The organism is Micromonospora sp. MW-13 (genome assembly GCF_003434305.1).
GTDB lineage: Bacteria > Actinomycetota > Actinomycetes > Mycobacteriales > Micromonosporaceae > Micromonospora.
The window spans coordinates 125760-143109 of record NZ_QKKX01000044.1; the positions used below are offsets into that span (position 1 = coordinate 125760).

The window sequence follows — 17350 nt, forward strand, 5'->3', positions numbered from 1 at the left end:
AAGGACCGACCACCGCCGCGCCGAACAAGAGGCGCGGCTTCTCGGCCGGAACGGCACCTGTCCTAGCCACGCCCGGAGATCAGCATCCAGTGATCGGACAGTTACGGTCGAGGAGCGGCGCGTCCGCTATCTACGTGCGGACAATGCGCAGACAGCGGCCTCGGCCTGGTCAACGAGGCTGATCGTGCGGGTGGCGTGTCCGAGACTCTGGACCCGCTCATAAACGCCTAACGCCTCGCCGACATCTCCGGTGTCCGCGAGCGCCGCAGCGAGACGCAGTAAGTAGGGTCCGGTCCACGCGGCACCGGCCGACTCTGCTGGCAGCCCGGCCAACCCAAGCCGCAGATGCTCGATCGCCTGCGCGTCCCAACCGAGTAGCCGGTAGGCGAGTCCACGCTGCATGGCCAGGTATGCGGCCGAGTGGAAGTAGATCCACGGCGGCTCCCGGTCGGGCGCCTGACTGGCAGCCTCGTTCAGCTCTACGGCCTGGTCGAGCAGGTCGGTGACGGCCTCCGCCTCGCCGATCAAGGCGTGGCCACGGGCCTGCTGCTGGGCGGCGATGGCCCGCACTCCGGGGCTGGCCGGCTGTCGCACCGCCGCTGCGGAGAGACCGATCAGCGGACCTGAGCGACGCTCCGACCAGGCCAGATGCCCGCGCATACTGAGTGCAGTAGCGATCATGTCCGCGTTGCCGGCCTCCGTGCCCCACTCCAGCGCGGTGCCATACCACCGGCTGGCGACGCGACGTCGATCGCCGGCGGCAAACAGCCACCCTCCGAACTGAGCCCACTGCGCCGCGAGATCGACCACCTGCGGCCGGAGCGCGCCGGCGACCTCGACAACCAGCGTGGTCACCAGGTCCAACTGGGTACGAATCGTCGGTAGCAGCGGTGTGGAGCCGAGGGTGTCTTCGAGCCGCCGGTGGGCGGCGAGCAGCTCTGCCAGGATGTGCAGGGTCGCGGGGTCGACACGGCGGGGGTGTCGGGCGGCATAGGCCAGCCGCTCAGGGTCGCGCGGCGCGGGAGACGGGTGCAACATGCCGGACAGGAACCCGCTGGCATCAAGAACGTCATCGAGCCGCGCGGCCAACTCCACGGTCGGCCGGCGGCGGCCCGTCTCCAGGTCGTGAAGGTGCCCCCGGCTGGACAAAACGAGCGGGGCGAGCTGCCGCAGCGAAAGCCCTGCCGACATGCGCAGCCTGCGCAGCTCAGCACCAAATCGACCATCCGTGATGGGGGGCATGGCGCACTCCTCAGCTACAAGGACGCGGCGGCCTGCCCAGACTCTTAGCAGGTCACCACTTCGGACGGTACACCCGACCTCACCCCCATCACGGGCAGCGGCCAAGGGCGGCCTGCACCAGCAGTGTGCCGCACAGGGACAACTCGGATGGGGTGCCGTACTCGATCACGGGCGGGGCGATCCGGTACGCGGCGGCCAGCATCGCCGACTTCGCCAGTCTCGCCCGCCCCGACTCGCGCAGCACCTGGCCGAGCTGCACCGCAGCGGCAGCCACCAACCCCCTGTCACCGGCCGGGCTTCCCGGCCGAGCAACACGGCCGTGTCGATCCGCAGGACGGTGGCGATGTCCTGGAGGGTCGACACCTTGTCCAGCGACCGGACACCCCGTTCCACCTTGTCCACCCAGCTCTTGGACTTGCCGAGCCGGTCGGCGAACACCTGCTGCGACAACTTCCGCCGCACCCGCCAGTACGCCACCCGCCGACCGACCGGCAGCAGCTCACTGCTGCCCACGACGCCACCGCCGCTCCGGTACCGCCTGGGTCGTCTCCTCAACCGGTATCCGATCCGCGTCGGCCTGCGCAAGAATTCGCCGCTTTGCCGCCTCCCGCTCAGCCGCCTGGATCTGCTCGCCCCGGCTCACCGCCGGGTCGTCGCCATCACCCTGCATTCCCACCTCCGTCAGCAGAAGCGCGGCGGCAAGCTCGGCCGTCGCGTGCCATCCACAATGACGCCGAAATGTCACCGACCGCGACGACACAAGATGCGACAACCCGGCCACATCACCGGCGACATTTAGGCGACATCCCGCTATGGTGACGGTCATGACCGTCCCGAACACCGCCCTGCGCGCCGTCCGTACCGGAATGCGCATGAGCCAGGACGACTTCGCTCGCGCGCTCCAGGCCGCCGGCCACCGCGTCGGCGAGCCCAACGACGCCAACAAGAGACTCGTCCAGCGATGGGAGTCCGGCGCGATCGCCGCGCCGCGGCCCGTCTACGCCCGCGCGCTGGAGGTCGTCACTGGCCTACCCATCTCGCTGCTTGGCTTCGCCGCGGTGCCCGACGGCCATGTCGCCGACGACCAGCACGGTGGCCACGACCTGACGTCTCCCATGTCCAGCCTGGCCACGCCGACGCCAACGTCCAGGCCAGCCACGGTTCACACGTCGTACGAGGGCGTATGGCTCAGCCGCTACCAGTACTATTCCAGCGGTCGGGGGGAGTCCTTCGCCGGGCAGCACTTCGTGGTCGTGCTTCAGCACGGCGACCGGCTGACCGCACGCAGCCTGCCGGGCTCGGCGGCATCGTCTCTGTCGCTGGATCTCACCGTGGACGGTGCCGTTGTCACTGGCACGTGGGTGGAGCAGACCGACTCGGCCGGCTACTACCGGGGCGCCCGGTATCACGGCGCAATCCAGCTTCTGGCCGAGCCCACGGGTCGACGGATGGCCGGAAAGTGGGTCGGGTTCGGCAAGGACATGGACATCAACACTGGCCCGTGGGAACTAGTTTTCCGGGATGCCTCGACGTCCAAGGCGACGCTCGATCGGTACAACACGTCGGCGGCGTAGCGCGCGCCTCGCGGGGGCAAGGCGACCTGTCGGGCGCGCGTACGTCTCCGGCTGCCGGTGGCAACGGAGTCCACGGATGTCCGGCGTTGCCCGCGACCGTCGTCACCAATTTGGTCACCCAGCTCGGCTATCAGACGTTGAAGCGGAACTTAGACGGCCTCTCCCGTGACCTGCGGCGACCTGGTCGGCGCGCTGGTCACGCTCGCTCCTGGGCTCACGTCGTTGATGGCTGGTTGCCGACGTTTCGCGCTGTCTTGTGCCCCGTGTGTGCCCCCCGGAGACTCCCTTGCTCAGGAAACGGGCGCACCTCGCGGCTGTGCGGACCACGCCCTGGGCGGATCCGCGATATGGTGGTCTATGCCGTTAGCGCGTTCCGCCAACCGAATTTGGTGGCTTGGCCTGATCTCAGCGATCGTGATGACCGGGTGCGATTCCACACGCGAGATCCCATCCGAGCCCTTGCCGCAGACGTCCACCTCCGGGCAACGGCAGATAGCTCAGTCGTCTGCACCGCCTACCGCTGCGGTCTGCCCGCCGACCGCGCAGAACACATCCCGGGATCTACAGGGTGTCGGTGACGGCGCAACGCTGTGGGCGATGCTGTTTTCGGGGATGCTGCGGACCGGCACGGAAGTCAAGGTGGCCTGGCGCATGACCGGCAGTGGCGACTTCTCGATCAGCGCCACAGGTCCCGACGGAAAGGTCGTCAAGCCTGTCTGGGGTCCCGAGCCGCATGGCGGGAGCAACTGGAATCGGCCGGGCGACGAGTGGGGCACCGGCTGGGTTTTTCCCACTCCTGGTTGCTGGACGATCAACGCGACGCGAACCAGCGGGACAGGATCCCTGTTATTGCGGGTCGCTCAACAAGGTGGATGATTAGGACGTATAGGGACACAGCCCCTGCCGAAAGGGCGAATCGTGCGGGGCTGCATTCCCCCGAGGGGGTCAACCATCGGGCGTTCGTCCGCATGCCGCTGTCGCCGGTTGTCGTGGTGCCGTGCCGTTGCTGTCGCCGGCCGCAAGACACACGGTTTAGGAAGGCGACAGTCGCAGTCTTGCCATCGTGGCCGTGACCTGCACGGGCCGGTCGTCCACCGGCTCTACGTATCAAGATCATTGCAGGCGCTCTGCACGATGCGCTGCGGACGCCCGAGGACGGCCGGAGGCCGCCCGCAGGGCAGGCCGCGAGCGCGACGGCTACCTCTGCCTTACAAAGATCAAGACGATTGCCTGCCTGCGTCGGTCACTGCTGGCGACCTGCTCGCCGTGTCGCCTACCGTCGACCCCGGACCGTGTTCGTCGGCAGGCTTGGCTGTACGGATGGCTGTACGGCCTTTTGATCCGTAGCTCCGGGCAGTGCGGTCCTGTACGGCTATCCGCGATGTCAGATGGCCCTTGATCACCCCGGGAGGGATGCTGCGGGCCGGTGGGTTGCTGTACGGCGCTTGCGCGCCGTGCGGGCACTTGCCCTGGAGCATGTCAGCCATGCGTGGTCGTTCCCGCCGTATACCGCCCCAACCTTGCCGTATTCAGTTTGACTGAATATCCTTTCGTCATGACTATCCGCGAACAGAGCTATTTCGCGCTCGCCGCGCTGATGGACGGCCCACTCCACGGATACGCGATCATCAAGCGCGCCGAGGAGCTGTCAGGCGGTCGGGTACGCATGGCGGCTGGCACCCTCTATGCGGCGCTCGACCGGCTCAGCGCCGAAGGGCTCCTACGCGTCGTCGACGAGGAGGTGGTCAACGGGCGGGCCCGGCGCTACTACAACCTCACGGACGAGGGCGTTGCCGTGCTCCGCGCCGAGGCCGATCGGATGGTCCAGGCTGCGCGCGTCGTGACCGACCGACCGGCGCTGCGCGTTCGGGCGGTGAGGCCGGCATGACTCAGGAGGTACTTGAGGCGCGGTACCGGCTGCTGCTGTGGGCGTACCCGAAGCGCTACCGGCGTGAGCGCGGCGCTGAGATGATCGGCACGCTCATGGAGGCGGCCGGCCCTGATCAGCGGCGCCCGCCGACGCGGGAGGGGGCGATGCTGGTCCTACGGGGACTGCAGACCCGCGCCAGGACGCACGACGCGCGTTCGACCAGCCGGGGCTTCCGTGGATCGCTGCGCCTGGCTGTGCTCCTGCTGCTGGTGTATGCCACGGCCGGCAGCCTGGCCGAGACCGGCAGAGTCCTCCCCCGCATCGTCACGGACGGCGTGGACTACCCACCTGAGCTCATCTATCCACTGGTAACCGTCATCGCCGCCTTGGCGGTCGTCGCGGTAGCCGGCGGGCGATACGTACTGGGCCTACTGGCGGCGCTTAGCGCGCTCGCCGCGACGCTGGTCGTTCTGCGCCTCGCCTTGGTCGGCGTAGACAGCGTCACCGGTGAGCGCCACTATCCACCGATCGAGTTAATCCGCGACGTCGCCACGACTGACTCGACCCTCTGGCCGCTGCCGCTCGCCGTGCTGTTGATCGTGCCGTTGATTCTCTGGCCGGCGCCGGGCACACGGCGGCCTATGGCCTGGCTGCTCGCTGTGCCGGTCGCGGTGTTTCTGCTACCCACGGACTACGACGTGACGATCGGCCTGCAACCGGGGGCCACCGTCGTCGTGATGGCCGGCTTCCTGCTATGGGTTGCCGTCGATGCCCGGGCGACCATCGCGGCCGGGGTGCTGCTCATCCCGCTGATCATCGCCATGCTGTCGCTCAGAGCCCTGGGCGCCTGGGGTCAGCCCGAGGCTCTCGGCGCCACGTGGTTCTGGACACTCGTCGTCGGGGCCATGACCCTGCTGACCGCCGGCGCCCTCGGCCTCCGCCGCCAGGCCCGCGCCTAGACGCCCGCTGTGCCCGAGCCGGAGCTTGGAAGATCACCGTGCACGACGCCCGACGTACCTGCGCCACGCTGCTCGTCGACCTGGACGTGCGCCCGCGCGTCATCATGCAGGTGCTTCGCGGCACGCGGAGGTCTCGGTCACGATGGAGATCTGTCCTCGGACGCCACCCGGGACGCGCTCAAGCGTCTGGGCGAGAGCCTACGATAGCCACTGCACTTGAGGGCACATTTAGCGATCACCGGCCGCTGGCATCGCCGGCGAACCCCTCACCGGCCAGGTAGGCCGGCGAGCCAGCGGTCCAGGGCCGCCGGGGAGCGGAGCAGCACCACCGGCGGCCCCGACGGATCCGTCTGCCAGGCCCGCATCCGCCGGCGAGCCCGGCCGAACGCGGTGACGTGCCACACCAGGATCGAGTCTCGGGACAGCACGCTGCCCAGCGACTCACGGTTGCCGTTGCAGATCTCCTCCCCCGTCACCAGCCGGCGCGCGGTACGGCGCAGCAGCCGCCAGAGGGAGCACCAACGCGGGTAGTCCAGGCCGACCACCAGGTCGGCGCGCGCCAGCGGCACATCCCGCCACCCGTGGTACGCCCCGTCCAGGATCCAGCGGTCCCGTCGGCAGATCTCCTCGATCCGGCTGCGCTGCTGCGCGACCGGCACCTCGACCCAGCCGGGCTGCCAGAGCAGGTCGTCGACCGGGTACCACGGCACGCCGAGGCGCTCGGCCAGCAGCGCGGCGAGGGTGGACTTGCCGGCGCCGTACACCACGTAGATCAGAATGCGAGACGGTGCGCTCATCGCGGCAGCGTATGCGGTCGACGCGACCGGGAGCCTGGACCGGATAGCCGGTTCCCGCCGCCACGGTTCCGACTCAGGTCGCAAACCGATTGCGTCCCTGCGCCAGATGTCGCGGCGGCGCTGCCCCGGCAGGCTTTTGCCGAGGGCCTTCGAGTGACGCCGCACGGACCTGCTCCGGACACCCGAGGGCCCCGAAGGGCAGCAGACGATGTTCCACGATGAGGCACCCGAGCGGCTCACCCCGCGACCCCGCCCGCCCCGGTCCGGGTCCCGCCTCCTGCGCCGGGCGGCGTTCCTGGCGACGATGGTCGTTGTCGCCACGGCCACGGTCGCGGGCTGCGCAGCGGGCACGACCCCGACCAACCCGGCCCCGCCCGTCGGCGTCCCGGCCGCCCCCGGCGCGTCGACCGACCCGGCCGCCCTGAACCGCCGGGATGTCGACGCCTGGCTCGACGGCCTGCTCCCGGCCGCGCTCCAACGGACCGGCATCGCGGGAGCCTCGGTCGCCGTCGTCCGCGACGGCGAGATCCTCACCGCGCGGGGGTACGGCCACGCCGACACGGGCACCGACGGCGGTGCGGCCCCCGTGCCCGTCGACCCCGACCGGCACCTGTTCCGGGTGGGGTCGGTGTCGAAGCTCGTCACCGCGACCGCCGTCATGCAGCTCGTCGAGAAGGGCGACCTCGACCTCGACGCCGACGTCCGCGACCAGCTCGACTTCACCCTGCCCCGCAGCTTCGACCGCGCCGTCACCCTGCGGCACCTGCTGACCCACACCGCCGGGTTCGAGGAGCGGGTCGGCGGCCTGATCGACCTGGCCGGCGCCGGCACCGACCTGCGCGAGGCCCTGGCGACCGACCCGCCCGAGCAGATCTACGAGCCGGGCACCGTGCCCGCCTACTCCAACTACGGCAACGCGCTCGCCGGGTACGTCGTCGAGCGGGTGAGCGGGATGCGCTTCGAGGAGTACGTCCAGCGCAACGTCCTCGGCCGCGCCGGCATGACGTCGTCGACCTTCGCGCAGCCGCTGCCGCCGCACCTGCGGGACCGCCTGTCGAACGGGTACGACGACGCCTCCGCCCCGGCCGCGCCGTTCGAGACCGTCGGCGTCCCGCCCGCCGGGGCGCTCAGCGCACCGGCGACCGACATGGCCCGCTTCATGCTCGCCCACCTCGGCGCACCGGTCGGTGGTACAGCCCTGCTCGGCCCCCCGGCCCTCGAACTCATGCACCGGCCGGCGCTCGACGCGGCCTCGCTCGGCACCCTCGCCGACGGCCCCCGGATGACTCTCGGGTTCTTCGAGGAGAACCGCAACGGCCACCGGATCCTCGGCCACGGCGGCGACACCTCGTACTTCCACTCCCACCTGCAGATCTACCCCGACGACCGGGCCGGCATCTTCATCTCGCTCAACAGCAACGGGCGCGGCGCGATCGACAGCCACGAACTGCGGCAGGCGGTCCTGTCGGGGTTCGCCGACCGCTACTTCCCGCCGGCCAAGCCCCTGCCGGTCCGGGCCGTCGACGCGGCAACCACCGCCGAGCACGCCGCGCTGGCCGCCGGCACCTACGAGAGCTCGCGGGCGATGCGCAGCACCTTCCTGACCGCGATCGGCCTGGTCGGCCGTACGACGGTGAGCGTCCAGGACGGCGGCCGGCTGCTGTTCGAGCCCGGCCCGCTCTCGGACTCCCCCGCCCTGTACGAGGAGATCACCCCCCACGTCTGGCGGGAGGTCGGCGGGCAGCGCACCCTCTCGATGCGGGTGGCCGACGGCCGGGTGCAGGCGATCGGCTTCGAGTCCGCGTTCGCCCTCCTGCCGGTCGGGCCCGCCCGCAGCACCGCCCTCGCCGTCCCGGTGATCGCCGCGTCGGCCGTCGTGCTCGTCCTCGCCGTCCTGTCCTGGCCGGTCGGCGCGGTCGCCCGCCGCCGCCTCGGCCGCGCCCCCCGCGACCCCGCCGGACGCACCGCGCGGGTCCTGAGCCGCCTCGCCGTCGCCGGCGCTGTCCTCGCACTCGTCGGCTGGGGGGTGAGCATCGTCAGCATCATGGGCCTCCAGGAAGTCCCGAGCGCCGCCCTGCGGGCCGTGCAGGCGCTACAACTGATGGGTCTGCTCGGTGTGCTGCCCGCCGCCGTCCGGCTCGTCGACGACATCCGCCGCCGCGCCGGCTGGCACCGGACCGCCGGCAGCGGCCTGATCCTGCTCGCGCTCGCCGGTACGGGATGGTTCGCCGTCGAGTTCATGCTGCTCGCCCCGGACATCTCCTACTGACCCGCCGACGCCCGACGATTCCCGACGGAGGACGCTCATCACCATGGCAGAGCACCCCGGCGCCGGCCGAGCGCCGGCCGGCGCACCCGGCTCGCCACGACTGACCCGGCAACTCGACGAGCGACTCACGAGGCTCGGAGTGACCGGCCGGTTCGCGCGGGACTGCCTGCTGGCGGCCGGCGTCACCGTGGCGACGTTCGTGCTGCTGACGACGTTTCTCCGGTTTGTCGCACCCGTCGACGGGCTCTCCGTCGACCCGGCGCGGGCCCGGCTGCTCGTCGCCGCCGCCTGCGGGCAGGCGATGGTCCTGTGCCTGCGTCGGGTACGCCCGCGGCTCTGCCTCGGGCTCGTCGTCGGCCTACAGGTCGTCATCACCGCAGTGGTCCCGTCCGAGGCGACGGTCCGTGGCGTCGCACCGCTCGTCGCGGCCTACACCGTCGGCACCCTGTTCCCCGCCAGGACGGCGCTGCTGCTGGCCGGCGCGGCTGCGGTGGCCGAGGCGTCGGGGGTGATCGCGGTTACCGCCGGGATGGCCCCCGACATCCTGGTCACGGCGCTCGGCCACCTGGCGTCGGGGGCCCTGTCCTACCTGGGGGCGACCTTCGTCGGCAGCTACGTCGCCACCCACCGGCGCTACCTGGAACTGGTGCGGGTGCGGGCGGACGAAGCGGTCCGGGCGCACCGGGAGAAGGTGCGGGCGGCGATCGGCGCGGAGCGCTCACGGATGGCCCGGGAGCTGCACGACGTCGCCGCCCACCACCTGTCCGGCATGGTGGTGCAGGCGGCGGCGGTCGAGCGGCTGATCGACCGCGACCCGGCGGCCGCGAAGGCCGGTGTGGCGTGGATCCGCGGCCAGGGCAAGGAGACCCTCGACAACCTGAGACTCGTCGTGGGTGTGCTCCGGGGGCGGTCGGTGACGCGAGGCGGCGCAGACACCGCCGGGCACGAGGAGGGGAACACCCCGGTGCCGGGACTGGCCATGCTCGACGACCTCGTGCGCACCGCACGCGACCTCGGCACCTCGGTCGAGTTCGTCGGCGAGGGAGCGCGGCGCGAGGTGCCCCCGATCGCCGACGTCGCGCTGTACCGGATGGTGCAGGAGTGCCTGTCCAACGCCCGCCAGCACGCCCCGGGCGCGCCGGTGCGCGTAGGGCTCCGCTTCCTGCCGCGCGAGGTTACGCTCGAGGTGTCGAACGCACCCGCCGCGCGCGGCCCCCAACCGGCGGGACGGGCCAGCAGCGGGGTCGGCCTGGTCGGCATGCGGGAACGCGCGCAGCTGATCGGTGCGCGGTTCGCGGCCGGCCCGACGCCGGCCGGCGGGTGGTCTGTCACAGTGACGTTGCCGACGGGACGCGACGACGCGCCCGCCGGCTCCACGACGGCGACCCCGAGGGGAGATGACCCGGCATGATCACGGTGATGCTCGTCGACGACCAGGCAGTCGTGCGGGCCGGCTTCCGGGTCATCCTGGAGCAGGCGGGGGACATCGAGGTCGTGGCGGAGGCGTCCAACGGGTCCTCGGCTGTCGAGCTGGCCCGCCGGCTGCACCCGGACGTCATCTGCATGGACGTCCGGATGCCCGGCGGCGATGGGCTCGCCGCGACCCGCCAGATCGTCGCCGACGCCGCCGGGGCGCCGCCGGCCGTCCTCGTGGTGACGACCTTCGACCTCGACGAGTACGTCTTCGGCGCGCTCGAGTCCGGGGCGAGCGGGTTCATCCTCAAGGACTGCGAGCCCGAGGACCTCATCGACGCGGTCCGCCGCCTCGCCAACGGATACGGGCTCGTCGACCAGGCCGTCACCCACCGGGTGATCTCGGAGTTCGCGCGGCGCAGGCCGGCGCCCCCGTCCGACGCCGCGGCGGCTCACCAGCTCACCGCGCGGGAGCAGGAGATCGTGGGGCTGCTCGCCAAGGGCCTGTCCAACGTCGAGATCGCCGAGGAGCTGTTCATCGAGACCAGCACGGTCAAGTCCCACCTGGGGCGGGCGATGGCAAAGATCGGCGTACGCGACCGGTTGCAGACCGTGGTCTGGGCGTACCAGAACGGTCTGGTCCCGCGCTGACCCGAGTCCCCGGTCACCGCCGACCAGCGTGACGCCAGGCGACCGCCCTGAGCGCCGCCCTGCTCCCCCGCGGACATGCAGCCGCCGGGACAACCGCCGGGGGAACCATCCGCCAAGGTCGGATCGGTACGCCCCGCACCGGGTGGACGAGCCGCCGCGAACGGTCGCCGGCGGTCACCGGAGCAGGGGCACCAGGGAGCGGCTGAGCTGGCCGCCCGGGCGGTACACCACGCACATGATGTCGCGGTCGCCGTCGGCCCAGGTCTCCGCCGTGGGCAGGATCGGGTAGTAGTCCAGCCCGGAGGCGGCCCGGGAGGTCCACCGCCGGTCGAAGTCACCACCGCACCCGGCCCAGGCAAACGCCGCCAGCGCCGGCCGGTCCCACGGCCCGTCCGCCGCGTGCAGGAACGCGTACGACTGGTTGTCCGCGTGTTCCTCGCACGGGCGGTAGAGCACGACCACCCCACCGGCGCGTCGCGAGTGGGCGGGGTCGGTGAAGCACTCGCCACCCTCGATGTTGAGGATCCCGGTGGTCTGCGCGGTGATGAACGTGTCGTCCTTGTGGGGGGCCGCCGGGCGTGGTTCGGCGGCCGGGAACGCCGCCACCGCCAGGACGGCGGCGACCAGCGCCCAGCCCCGGTGCCGGGGTCGGGGGTGCGGCACCCTGTCCGCCGCTGTCCGGGTCATCGCAGGTCCGTTCCGTAGGTGGTGACGCGGGCGGTTCCGCGCCGCCGCATGGTAGGCCCCGCCCGTTGAACCCAAGATCGACGGCTGATGTCCGGCGCGGAACGGCCCGGTTACCCGGCGGCGAAGGCACCTGCTCTGGATCATGAGTTCACCTGGCGGCCAGCCGGATGTCGTTCCGGCTTCCACTCGCCGGCCGGTAATGCGATGGCCTGCCGCGCCACCGTCGGCGGGCGCATCCCTCCTGCTGAAGGGCTTCCTACCGTGAATTCCGGCAATAGACCCTGGATCACCATGTCGCGACGGACGAGGATCGTGGCGGCCGGCGGGGCGGCGCTGCTCGTCGGCGGCTTCGCCCTCACCCCGGCGGCGTTCGGCGACGCCGCCCCGGCCAAGTACCCGGCGGCCGAGGTCCACCGGCCGTCGCCGATGCCCGACCGGGTGGTCCTCACCCCGACCACCACTCCGGCGACCTCGCAGAAGGTGACCTGGCGGGCCGAGGCGACCGCGGAGTGGGCTCAGGCGCAGATCCTCGCGGCGCCGAAGGCGCTCGGCTCCGTGACGCCGGCCACCGGTGCGGTGCGCACCGTGCCGGCGAGCGCCAGCACGTCGGTCAACACCTCGCTGGGCTACGCCTCGACGTACCACACCGTCGAGTTCACCGGGCTGAGCCCGGACACCCGTTACACCTACCGGGTCGGTGACGGCACCAACTGGAGCGAGTGGGCGGACTTCACCACCGCCGACAGCTCCCTCGATCCGTTCTCGTTCATCTACTACGGCGACGCCCAGAACTACCTCGACTCGGCCGTACCCCGGGTGTTCCGTCAGGCGTTCGCCGACCGGCCCGAGGCCAAGATGATCGTCAACGCCGGCGACCTGATCGACTCCGCGAACAGCGAGGAGCAGTGGGGTCAGTGGTTCAAGGCCGGCGGCTTCATCGACAGCCAGGTCAACAACATCTCCGTGCCGGGCAACCACGAGTACAGCGGCGGCCTCTCCTCCTTCTGGCGCCCGCAGTTCCCGTACCCGGACAACGGCCCGGGCAACCCGGAACTCAAGCAGACCGCCTACCAGGTCGACTACCAGGGCGTCCGGTTCATCGGCCTGGACACCAACCACCAGAGCAACAGCACGCTCATGGCGGCGCAGACCGCGTGGCTGGAGGGCCTGCTGCGGGACAACCCGAACAAGTGGACGGTGGTCACCTTCCACCACCCGGTCTACTCGACCACCGGCACCCGGAACAACCCGAACGTCCGCGACCAGTGGGGCCCGCTGTTCGAGAAGTACGGCGTGGACCTGGTCCTCCAAGGCCACGACCACTCGTACGGCCGAGGCAACGTCGCCGCCAAGCGCCAGTCGACCACCGTGCACAACGGTGTGGCCTACGTGGTCTCCGTCTCGGGCGGCAAGATGTACGCGCTCAACAACGGGGAGAACTGGACCGGCAACGGCGCCGAGGTCGTCAGCAAGGGCCAGAACATTCAGCTCTACCAGCTCATCGACGTCCAGGCGGACCAGATCCGGTTCGAGGCGCGGTACGCCAACGGCGAGCACCACGACGGCTTTCTGATCCGCAAGAACGCGGCCGGCGAGCGGACCGTCAACGAGCTGCGTACGCCGGAGAACACCGTCGGTGAGCAGGTCACCGTCAACCGGACCACGGTCGAGACCAAGGGCCGGGTCAAGGTCTCCGCGTACGGCTACGACCCGGGCGAGAAGGTGACCGTCTACCTGCGCAACACCAATGCGGAGCAGGGCCGCAACGGCGTCTTCATCGGCTACCAGACCGCCGACGAGCTGGGCCGGCTCAGCTACAGCTTCGAGCTGCCGCCCACCGCGAAGAAGAACTCCACCCACGTGGTCTACCTGACCAGCGACAACCAGAAGATCACCAGCCCGGTCGTCACCGTCACCAAGTAGCCCCGTCCCGGGTCGGGCCGGTCGATGCCGACCGGCCCGACCCGGAACGGTACGAGCAGGGAGAGTCACGTGAGGATCCGTACCCGGGCCCGGGCCGGCGCGCCCCGGACCGGCAGCCGGTCGGCCGGTGCGCTGCTGGCCGGCGCCGCCGCGCTCAGCGCGGCCGTCGGTCCGGCCGCACCGGCCGGCGCCCACCCGTTCGGTCCACCGTCCACCGCCGGCGTCAGCGTCGACGGAGCCCGGGTGGCGCTGGTCTGGCAGGCCGCCGAGGACGACTGGGTGGCGCTGGGCCAGTCGGTCGGCGCGTTCGAGGACCCCACCGCGGGCGCCGTCGACACCGCGTTGACCGGAGAGCAGAAGCTGCAACGCTCGGCGGCGGTGCGGGAGTACCTGCTCCGGCACGTCGACGTCCGCCAGGCCGGCCGAACCTGCGCGGAGGAGTTGCTGCCGCTGGAGCGGCTGCTGGCCGAGGGCGCGCGGTTCCGCTTCGACTGCCCGGAGCCGGTCACCGAGGTCCGGCTCACGGTCACCGCACTGACCGACCTGAATCCGGCGTACCGGACGATGGTCACCGCCCGGACCCCGATGGCGCCGGCCCAGGCGCTGTTCACCGCAACCGGGACCAGCCACGACCTGCGGGCCACCGCCACCGGCGGCGGCCGGCCCGGCGCGGTCACCGCGGTGGCTGCCGGGACCGGACTCGCAGCCGCCGGCGGCCTGGCCGTCCTGCTGGTACGGCGGCGGCGGGCGGGAGGCCGGCGGTGAACGGTCTGAACGGACTCGACGCCAGGCTGGTCACGTTCTTCGACGGCGGCGTGGTCTTCTGGCTCGCTCTGCTGGTGGCGCTCGGCGTCGGAGCGGCGCACGCCGTGGCCCCCGGTCACGGCAAGAGCATCACCGCCGCGTATCTGATCGGCACGCACGGTCGGTACCGGGACGCCGCCCGGCTCGGGGTGATCGTGGCGGTGATGCACACCTTCTCCGTGCTGATCCTCGCGCTCGCCTGGGTCGGCATCACCGGGGTCGCCGGTTTCGGCACGGAGTCCATCACCGGTTGGCTCCAGGCGCTCGCCGGGGTGGTGGTGATCGGGGTGGGGGTCCAACTGACCTACCGCCACCTGACCGGCCACAGCCACGGACACAGCCACGGACACGGACACGGACACAGCCACAGCCACGGACCCGGACACAGCGACGGGCACGGGCACGGCCATCTCCCCGAGCCGTCCCAGGCAGATGGACATGGACATGCTCATGGACACGATCACGAAGCCGACCACCACCAGGGGCAAGGACCACGGTCCACGTCCGACGGCACACCGACGGATCCGTGGTCCCGGCGCGGGCTTGTCGCGCTCGGCCTCTCGGGTGGGCTGCTGCCGTCGCCGTCGGCCTTCCTGGTCCTGGTCAGCGGGCTGCTCACCGGCCGGGCGCTGTACGCGGTCCTGCTCGTCACGGCGTTCGGCGTGGGGATGGCGGCGACGTTGACCGCGGTCGGTGTGCTCACCGTCCGCGGCTACGCGATGCTCGCCGGTCGCGCCCCGCGCTGGTCACTGGCCGCCACGGCGGTGGCCTGGACACCGCTCGTCGCCGGCATCGCGGTGTCCGCCGGCGGGTGCCTCTACCTGTTCGTCGCCCTGAGCGCGCTCACCGCCTGACCCCGCCCTGCCCGCTGGAACCCGTGGCGCTCGGCCGCCGACCGTCGGCGGCGGCCCTCCGAGCGTCACTCATCGGCGCCGGTCCGGCCGGAGCCGTGGAGCCGTGCACCCACATTCCGGCAGCACAGAGGGGTCGCACGGGTTGGGTCCCCCGGCCGGCCAGGTATGGCCGCGGCCAGGAGTACCGGACAGACGCCGGCCGTTACTGTCGTACGCGGCTGGCAGCATCACGGCATGCTGCTGACGTCCCTGGCCGAGATCGAAGGCGCGATCCGAGCGGCCTGGTCGCCGGACACCTGCGACCCGGTGGACCTGCCGCACTGGTCGAGCGCGAACCCCGCGTGCGGCCAGTGCGGCGTGACCGCCCTGCTGGTGCGCGAGCTGCTCGGCGGTGAGTTGCTGCTGGGGACCGTGCTGCGACGGGACGGCACGCGGCAGGGGGTGCACTACTGGAACCGCCTCGGCGGCGGGGTCGAGGTCGACCTCACTCGCGAGCAGTTCACCAGCGACGAGGTCGTCCAGGCTCCGGTCGTGGTCGATCCCCCACCCGGGCCGCCGGAGCGACTGCGAGACCAGCACCTGCTCCTGCGCCGGCGGGTCCTTGACTCGCTCGACATCACCCAGCCGTCGCAATCACCGGTTCCGGCGACAGGGCAGACCCGTCGCGGCCGGTAGCGGCAGCACCACCACGCCTCGACTACTGGATTCCGCACATCATCTCGGGGAATCCACGAGTCGCCACAACGAGAAGGCCCGGCACCCCAGATGAAGATCCGTTTGGTCGAGAACGGCGAGACCGGCGCGTACCGCCCGGTTGACTCCTTCAGTTACGCACGGCTGTCGGAGATCGGTTCCCTCGACGAGGTGCTCGCCTTTGTCAGCAGGTCACGTGCGGCCAACCCCGAGGCCCGGTTTCTCTGCACGCTCGACGACCTCAACCAGTGCTGCTACACGAGCATGCACGCCGCCGGGAACGACCGGATCGAATGGCCCGCCGAATCGGTCGACTTCGACGATCCGCGCGCTGTCCACGCCTTCGAAGTGGCCCGGCTGGAGCACGTGGTCGCCCGCCTGGACGACGCGCGGTACCGAACGACCTGGGAGGCGGTCGCAGGTACGCTTCGGCCTTCGCCCGCCGACATCGCTGCCCTCGTCGCCACGAACCGGGACGCCTCCGCCGTGCTCGACGACGTCGTCTACGTGCAGCGCCTGCCCGTCAGTCGCGATGACCTGTTGTTGGCGGGGCTGCCCAACGGCTACTTCAGTTCGGATTGGGACGTCTTCCAGAACCACGCCGTCATTCGGCGGATGGAGGAGCTGCACGGGTATCGCTTTTTCGGCATCGGAGCGTCCTGGCTCGGTTTCGTGGCCGACGCACCACCGAACGCGCAGGGCGCCGCGCGGCTCATCGAGGATCTGACGGGACTCTACGGCCACGCGGGGGATGCCTCCGACGCATGGCGGGAGCTCGAATCTCTTGCCCGGCGAAGCCCGACGTTGCTGCTGTGCTACACGGAGGACTTCGCCTGAAGTCGGGGGCCGCCGCCGGGCCGGGGAACCGCCGGGTGGCCGCCTGGGCGTCTGGCCGCCACCGCGCAGGTCGCCCCGGCCGCCCTGACACCACGGTTCCGGGTCCGCCTCACCTGGCCGGCGTACGCGTCAGCGGCAGTATTCGGCGTGCAGTTCCGCGTAGGGGCGGCGCCCGTTCGGGTGGTCCCGGTGCCGGCCCATGCCGATCTCCACGCAGCAGTGCGTCTGCGGCATCCGCGCGCGGTGCGCCGGGCACTCCTCGGCCAGCGCGCGGACCTGGTCCGCCACCAGGTCGAAGGCCCTGCGGCTGCCCGTCACCGTCAGCGTGTCGGCGGCGATGTCCCACCGCAGCTGGTCACGGAAGTCCCGGTGCCAGGCCCACCGGTGATCGGCCGCCGGTCGGGCCGGCCACGCGGCGCCCGGCAGGGTCACCGTGTGCGGCCTGCCGGGCCCGAGTCGGGCCCGGACCTGCTTCCACCGCGACGGCGGGAAGGCGAGCCGGTGGTGCAGCAGAAGCAGGTCGAGCGACCGGCCCCAGGAGCAGGCGGGCGGCGCGGCGGCGGCCCACATCGGCAGGTGGACGAGGGTGTACGGCGACCGGGCGGCGAAGCCCCACGCCAGGGCGAACATCGTCGCGGTCCGCTTGTCCAGACAGAACTGCGCCCCGAGGTGCCCCTCGTACAGGACGCCGAACCTCGGTGCCCGGGCGGGACGGACGACCCGCATCCGACGGCCCCCACCGGGCTCGACCTTCTCCATCACCGGCGGCCGAGCCCC

At 71.4% G+C, this 17350-nt stretch carries 18 protein-coding genes and 2 pseudogenes; 12 read left to right on the plus strand and 8 right to left on the minus strand.

All coding sequences use genetic code 11. The features are described from left to right. Positions 1 to 126: 126 nt before the first annotated feature. The 4 genes and pseudogenes from C5N14_RS21265 to C5N14_RS31795 all read right to left on the minus strand — a co-directional run bounded on the left by C5N14_RS21265 (position 127) and on the right by C5N14_RS31795 (position 2068). Positions 127 to 1242 (minus strand): helix-turn-helix transcriptional regulator, encoded by a 1116-nt coding sequence (locus tag C5N14_RS21265; RefSeq protein WP_117669877.1) that lies wholly within the window; start codon positions 1240 to 1242, stop codon positions 127 to 129. A gap of 88 nt (positions 1243 to 1330) precedes the next feature. Continuing rightward, positions 1331 to 1516: a hypothetical protein gene (locus tag C5N14_RS33330; protein WP_243639892.1), complete on the minus strand. Its 186-nt coding sequence runs from the start codon at positions 1514 to 1516 to the stop codon at positions 1331 to 1333. 23 nt (positions 1517 to 1539) lie between these two features. Next, positions 1540 to 1740 (minus strand): annotated as a pseudogene (locus C5N14_RS33335) (helix-turn-helix domain-containing protein); the annotation flags it as partial. Position 1741: 1 nt separating this feature from the next. Then, complete coding sequence (locus tag C5N14_RS31795; RefSeq protein ID WP_128763624.1) at positions 1742 to 2068, minus strand: hypothetical protein; 327 nt, start codon at positions 2066 to 2068, stop codon at positions 1742 to 1744. On the opposite strand from C5N14_RS31795, the gene C5N14_RS21275 reads away from it, so the two are divergent. Continuing rightward, a complete protein-coding gene (locus tag C5N14_RS21275; RefSeq protein WP_117669878.1) occupies positions 2055 to 2816 on the plus strand; it encodes a DNA-binding transcriptional regulator in 762 nt (253 codons plus the stop codon). The genes C5N14_RS31795 and C5N14_RS21275 overlap by 14 nt on opposite strands. Before the next feature lie 497 nt (positions 2817 to 3313). Here C5N14_RS21275 and C5N14_RS31800 read toward each other — a convergent pair whose 3' ends face one another. Beyond that, on the minus strand, positions 3314 to 3502 hold the full coding sequence (locus tag C5N14_RS31800; protein WP_128763625.1) for a hypothetical protein: 189 nt from the start codon (positions 3500 to 3502) through the stop codon (positions 3314 to 3316). An 869-nt stretch (positions 3503 to 4371) separates the two neighbouring features. Here C5N14_RS31800 and C5N14_RS21280 point away from each other — a divergent pair. The 3 genes and pseudogenes from C5N14_RS21280 to C5N14_RS33340 form a co-directional block, all read left to right on the plus strand. After that, the gene (locus C5N14_RS21280) at positions 4372 to 4704 is read left to right on the plus strand and encodes a PadR family transcriptional regulator (RefSeq protein WP_117669879.1); all 333 of its coding nucleotides are present in this window, start codon (positions 4372 to 4374) and stop codon (positions 4702 to 4704) included. After that, positions 4701 to 5645, plus strand: coding sequence for a hypothetical protein (locus C5N14_RS21285; RefSeq protein ID WP_117669880.1), 945 nt, complete (start codon positions 4701 to 4703; stop codon positions 5643 to 5645). Before C5N14_RS21280 ends, C5N14_RS21285 begins: the two co-directional genes overlap by 4 nt. 5 nt (positions 5646 to 5650) lie before the next feature. Beyond that, positions 5651 to 5852 (plus strand): annotated as a pseudogene (locus tag C5N14_RS33340) (site-specific integrase); the annotation flags it as partial. Between the two features lie 59 nt (positions 5853 to 5911). Here the strand turns inward: C5N14_RS33340 and C5N14_RS21290 are convergent. Then, entirely contained in the window at positions 5912 to 6442 is a 531-nt protein-coding gene (locus C5N14_RS21290; protein WP_117669881.1) for an adenylate kinase, read from the minus strand. A gap of 208 nt (positions 6443 to 6650) precedes the next feature. On the opposite strand from C5N14_RS21290, the gene C5N14_RS21295 reads away from it, so the two are divergent. From C5N14_RS21295 to C5N14_RS21305, 3 genes are read left to right on the plus strand one after another with little or no spacing between them, the layout of a single operon-like run. Continuing rightward, complete coding sequence (locus tag C5N14_RS21295) at positions 6651 to 8711, plus strand: serine hydrolase (RefSeq protein WP_207892812.1); 2061 nt, start codon at positions 6651 to 6653, stop codon at positions 8709 to 8711. A 43-nt stretch (positions 8712 to 8754) separates the two neighbouring features. Further along, positions 8755 to 10122: a sensor histidine kinase gene (locus C5N14_RS21300; protein ID WP_117669882.1), complete on the plus strand. Its 1368-nt coding sequence runs from the start codon at positions 8755 to 8757 to the stop codon at positions 10120 to 10122. Continuing rightward, positions 10119 to 10775 (plus strand): response regulator transcription factor, encoded by a 657-nt coding sequence (locus C5N14_RS21305; RefSeq protein ID WP_117669883.1) that lies wholly within the window; start codon positions 10119 to 10121, stop codon positions 10773 to 10775. The genes C5N14_RS21300 and C5N14_RS21305 overlap by 4 nt, the downstream gene beginning before the upstream one ends. A 174-nt stretch (positions 10776 to 10949) precedes the next feature. On the opposite strand, the gene C5N14_RS21310 is transcribed toward C5N14_RS21305, so the two are convergent. Beyond that, complete coding sequence (locus C5N14_RS21310) at positions 10950 to 11462, minus strand: hypothetical protein (RefSeq protein WP_117669884.1); 513 nt, start codon at positions 11460 to 11462, stop codon at positions 10950 to 10952. Positions 11463 to 11753: 291 nt separating this feature from the next. Between C5N14_RS21310 and C5N14_RS21315 the strand changes: the two genes are divergently transcribed. From C5N14_RS21315 to C5N14_RS21335, 5 genes are all read left to right on the plus strand, one after another. Next, entirely contained in the window at positions 11754 to 13385 is a 1632-nt protein-coding gene (locus tag C5N14_RS21315; RefSeq protein ID WP_117669885.1) for a metallophosphoesterase family protein, read from the plus strand. Positions 13386 to 13454: 69 nt separating this feature from the next. Further along, entirely contained in the window at positions 13455 to 14150 is a 696-nt protein-coding gene (locus C5N14_RS21320) for a hypothetical protein (protein ID WP_117669886.1), read from the plus strand. Next, positions 14147 to 15043 carry a hypothetical protein gene (locus C5N14_RS21325; protein WP_117669887.1) on the plus strand — a complete coding sequence of 299 codons (897 nt, stop codon included), beginning with the start codon at positions 14147 to 14149 and terminating at the stop codon, positions 15041 to 15043. Before C5N14_RS21320 ends, C5N14_RS21325 begins: the two co-directional genes overlap by 4 nt. A 234-nt stretch (positions 15044 to 15277) precedes the next feature. Beyond that, positions 15278 to 15718, plus strand: a complete 441-nt coding sequence (locus C5N14_RS21330) for a hypothetical protein (protein WP_117669888.1) — start codon at positions 15278 to 15280, stop codon at positions 15716 to 15718. Between the two features lie 90 nt (positions 15719 to 15808). Beyond that, a complete protein-coding gene (locus C5N14_RS21335; RefSeq protein ID WP_117669890.1) occupies positions 15809 to 16573 on the plus strand; it encodes a hypothetical protein in 765 nt (254 codons plus the stop codon). A gap of 129 nt (positions 16574 to 16702) precedes the next feature. Here the strand turns inward: C5N14_RS21335 and C5N14_RS21340 are convergent, their stop codons facing one another. After that, positions 16703 to 17299, minus strand: coding sequence for a hypothetical protein (locus C5N14_RS21340; protein ID WP_128763626.1), 597 nt, complete (start codon positions 17297 to 17299; stop codon positions 16703 to 16705). Positions 17300 to 17350 lie beyond the last annotated feature (51 nt).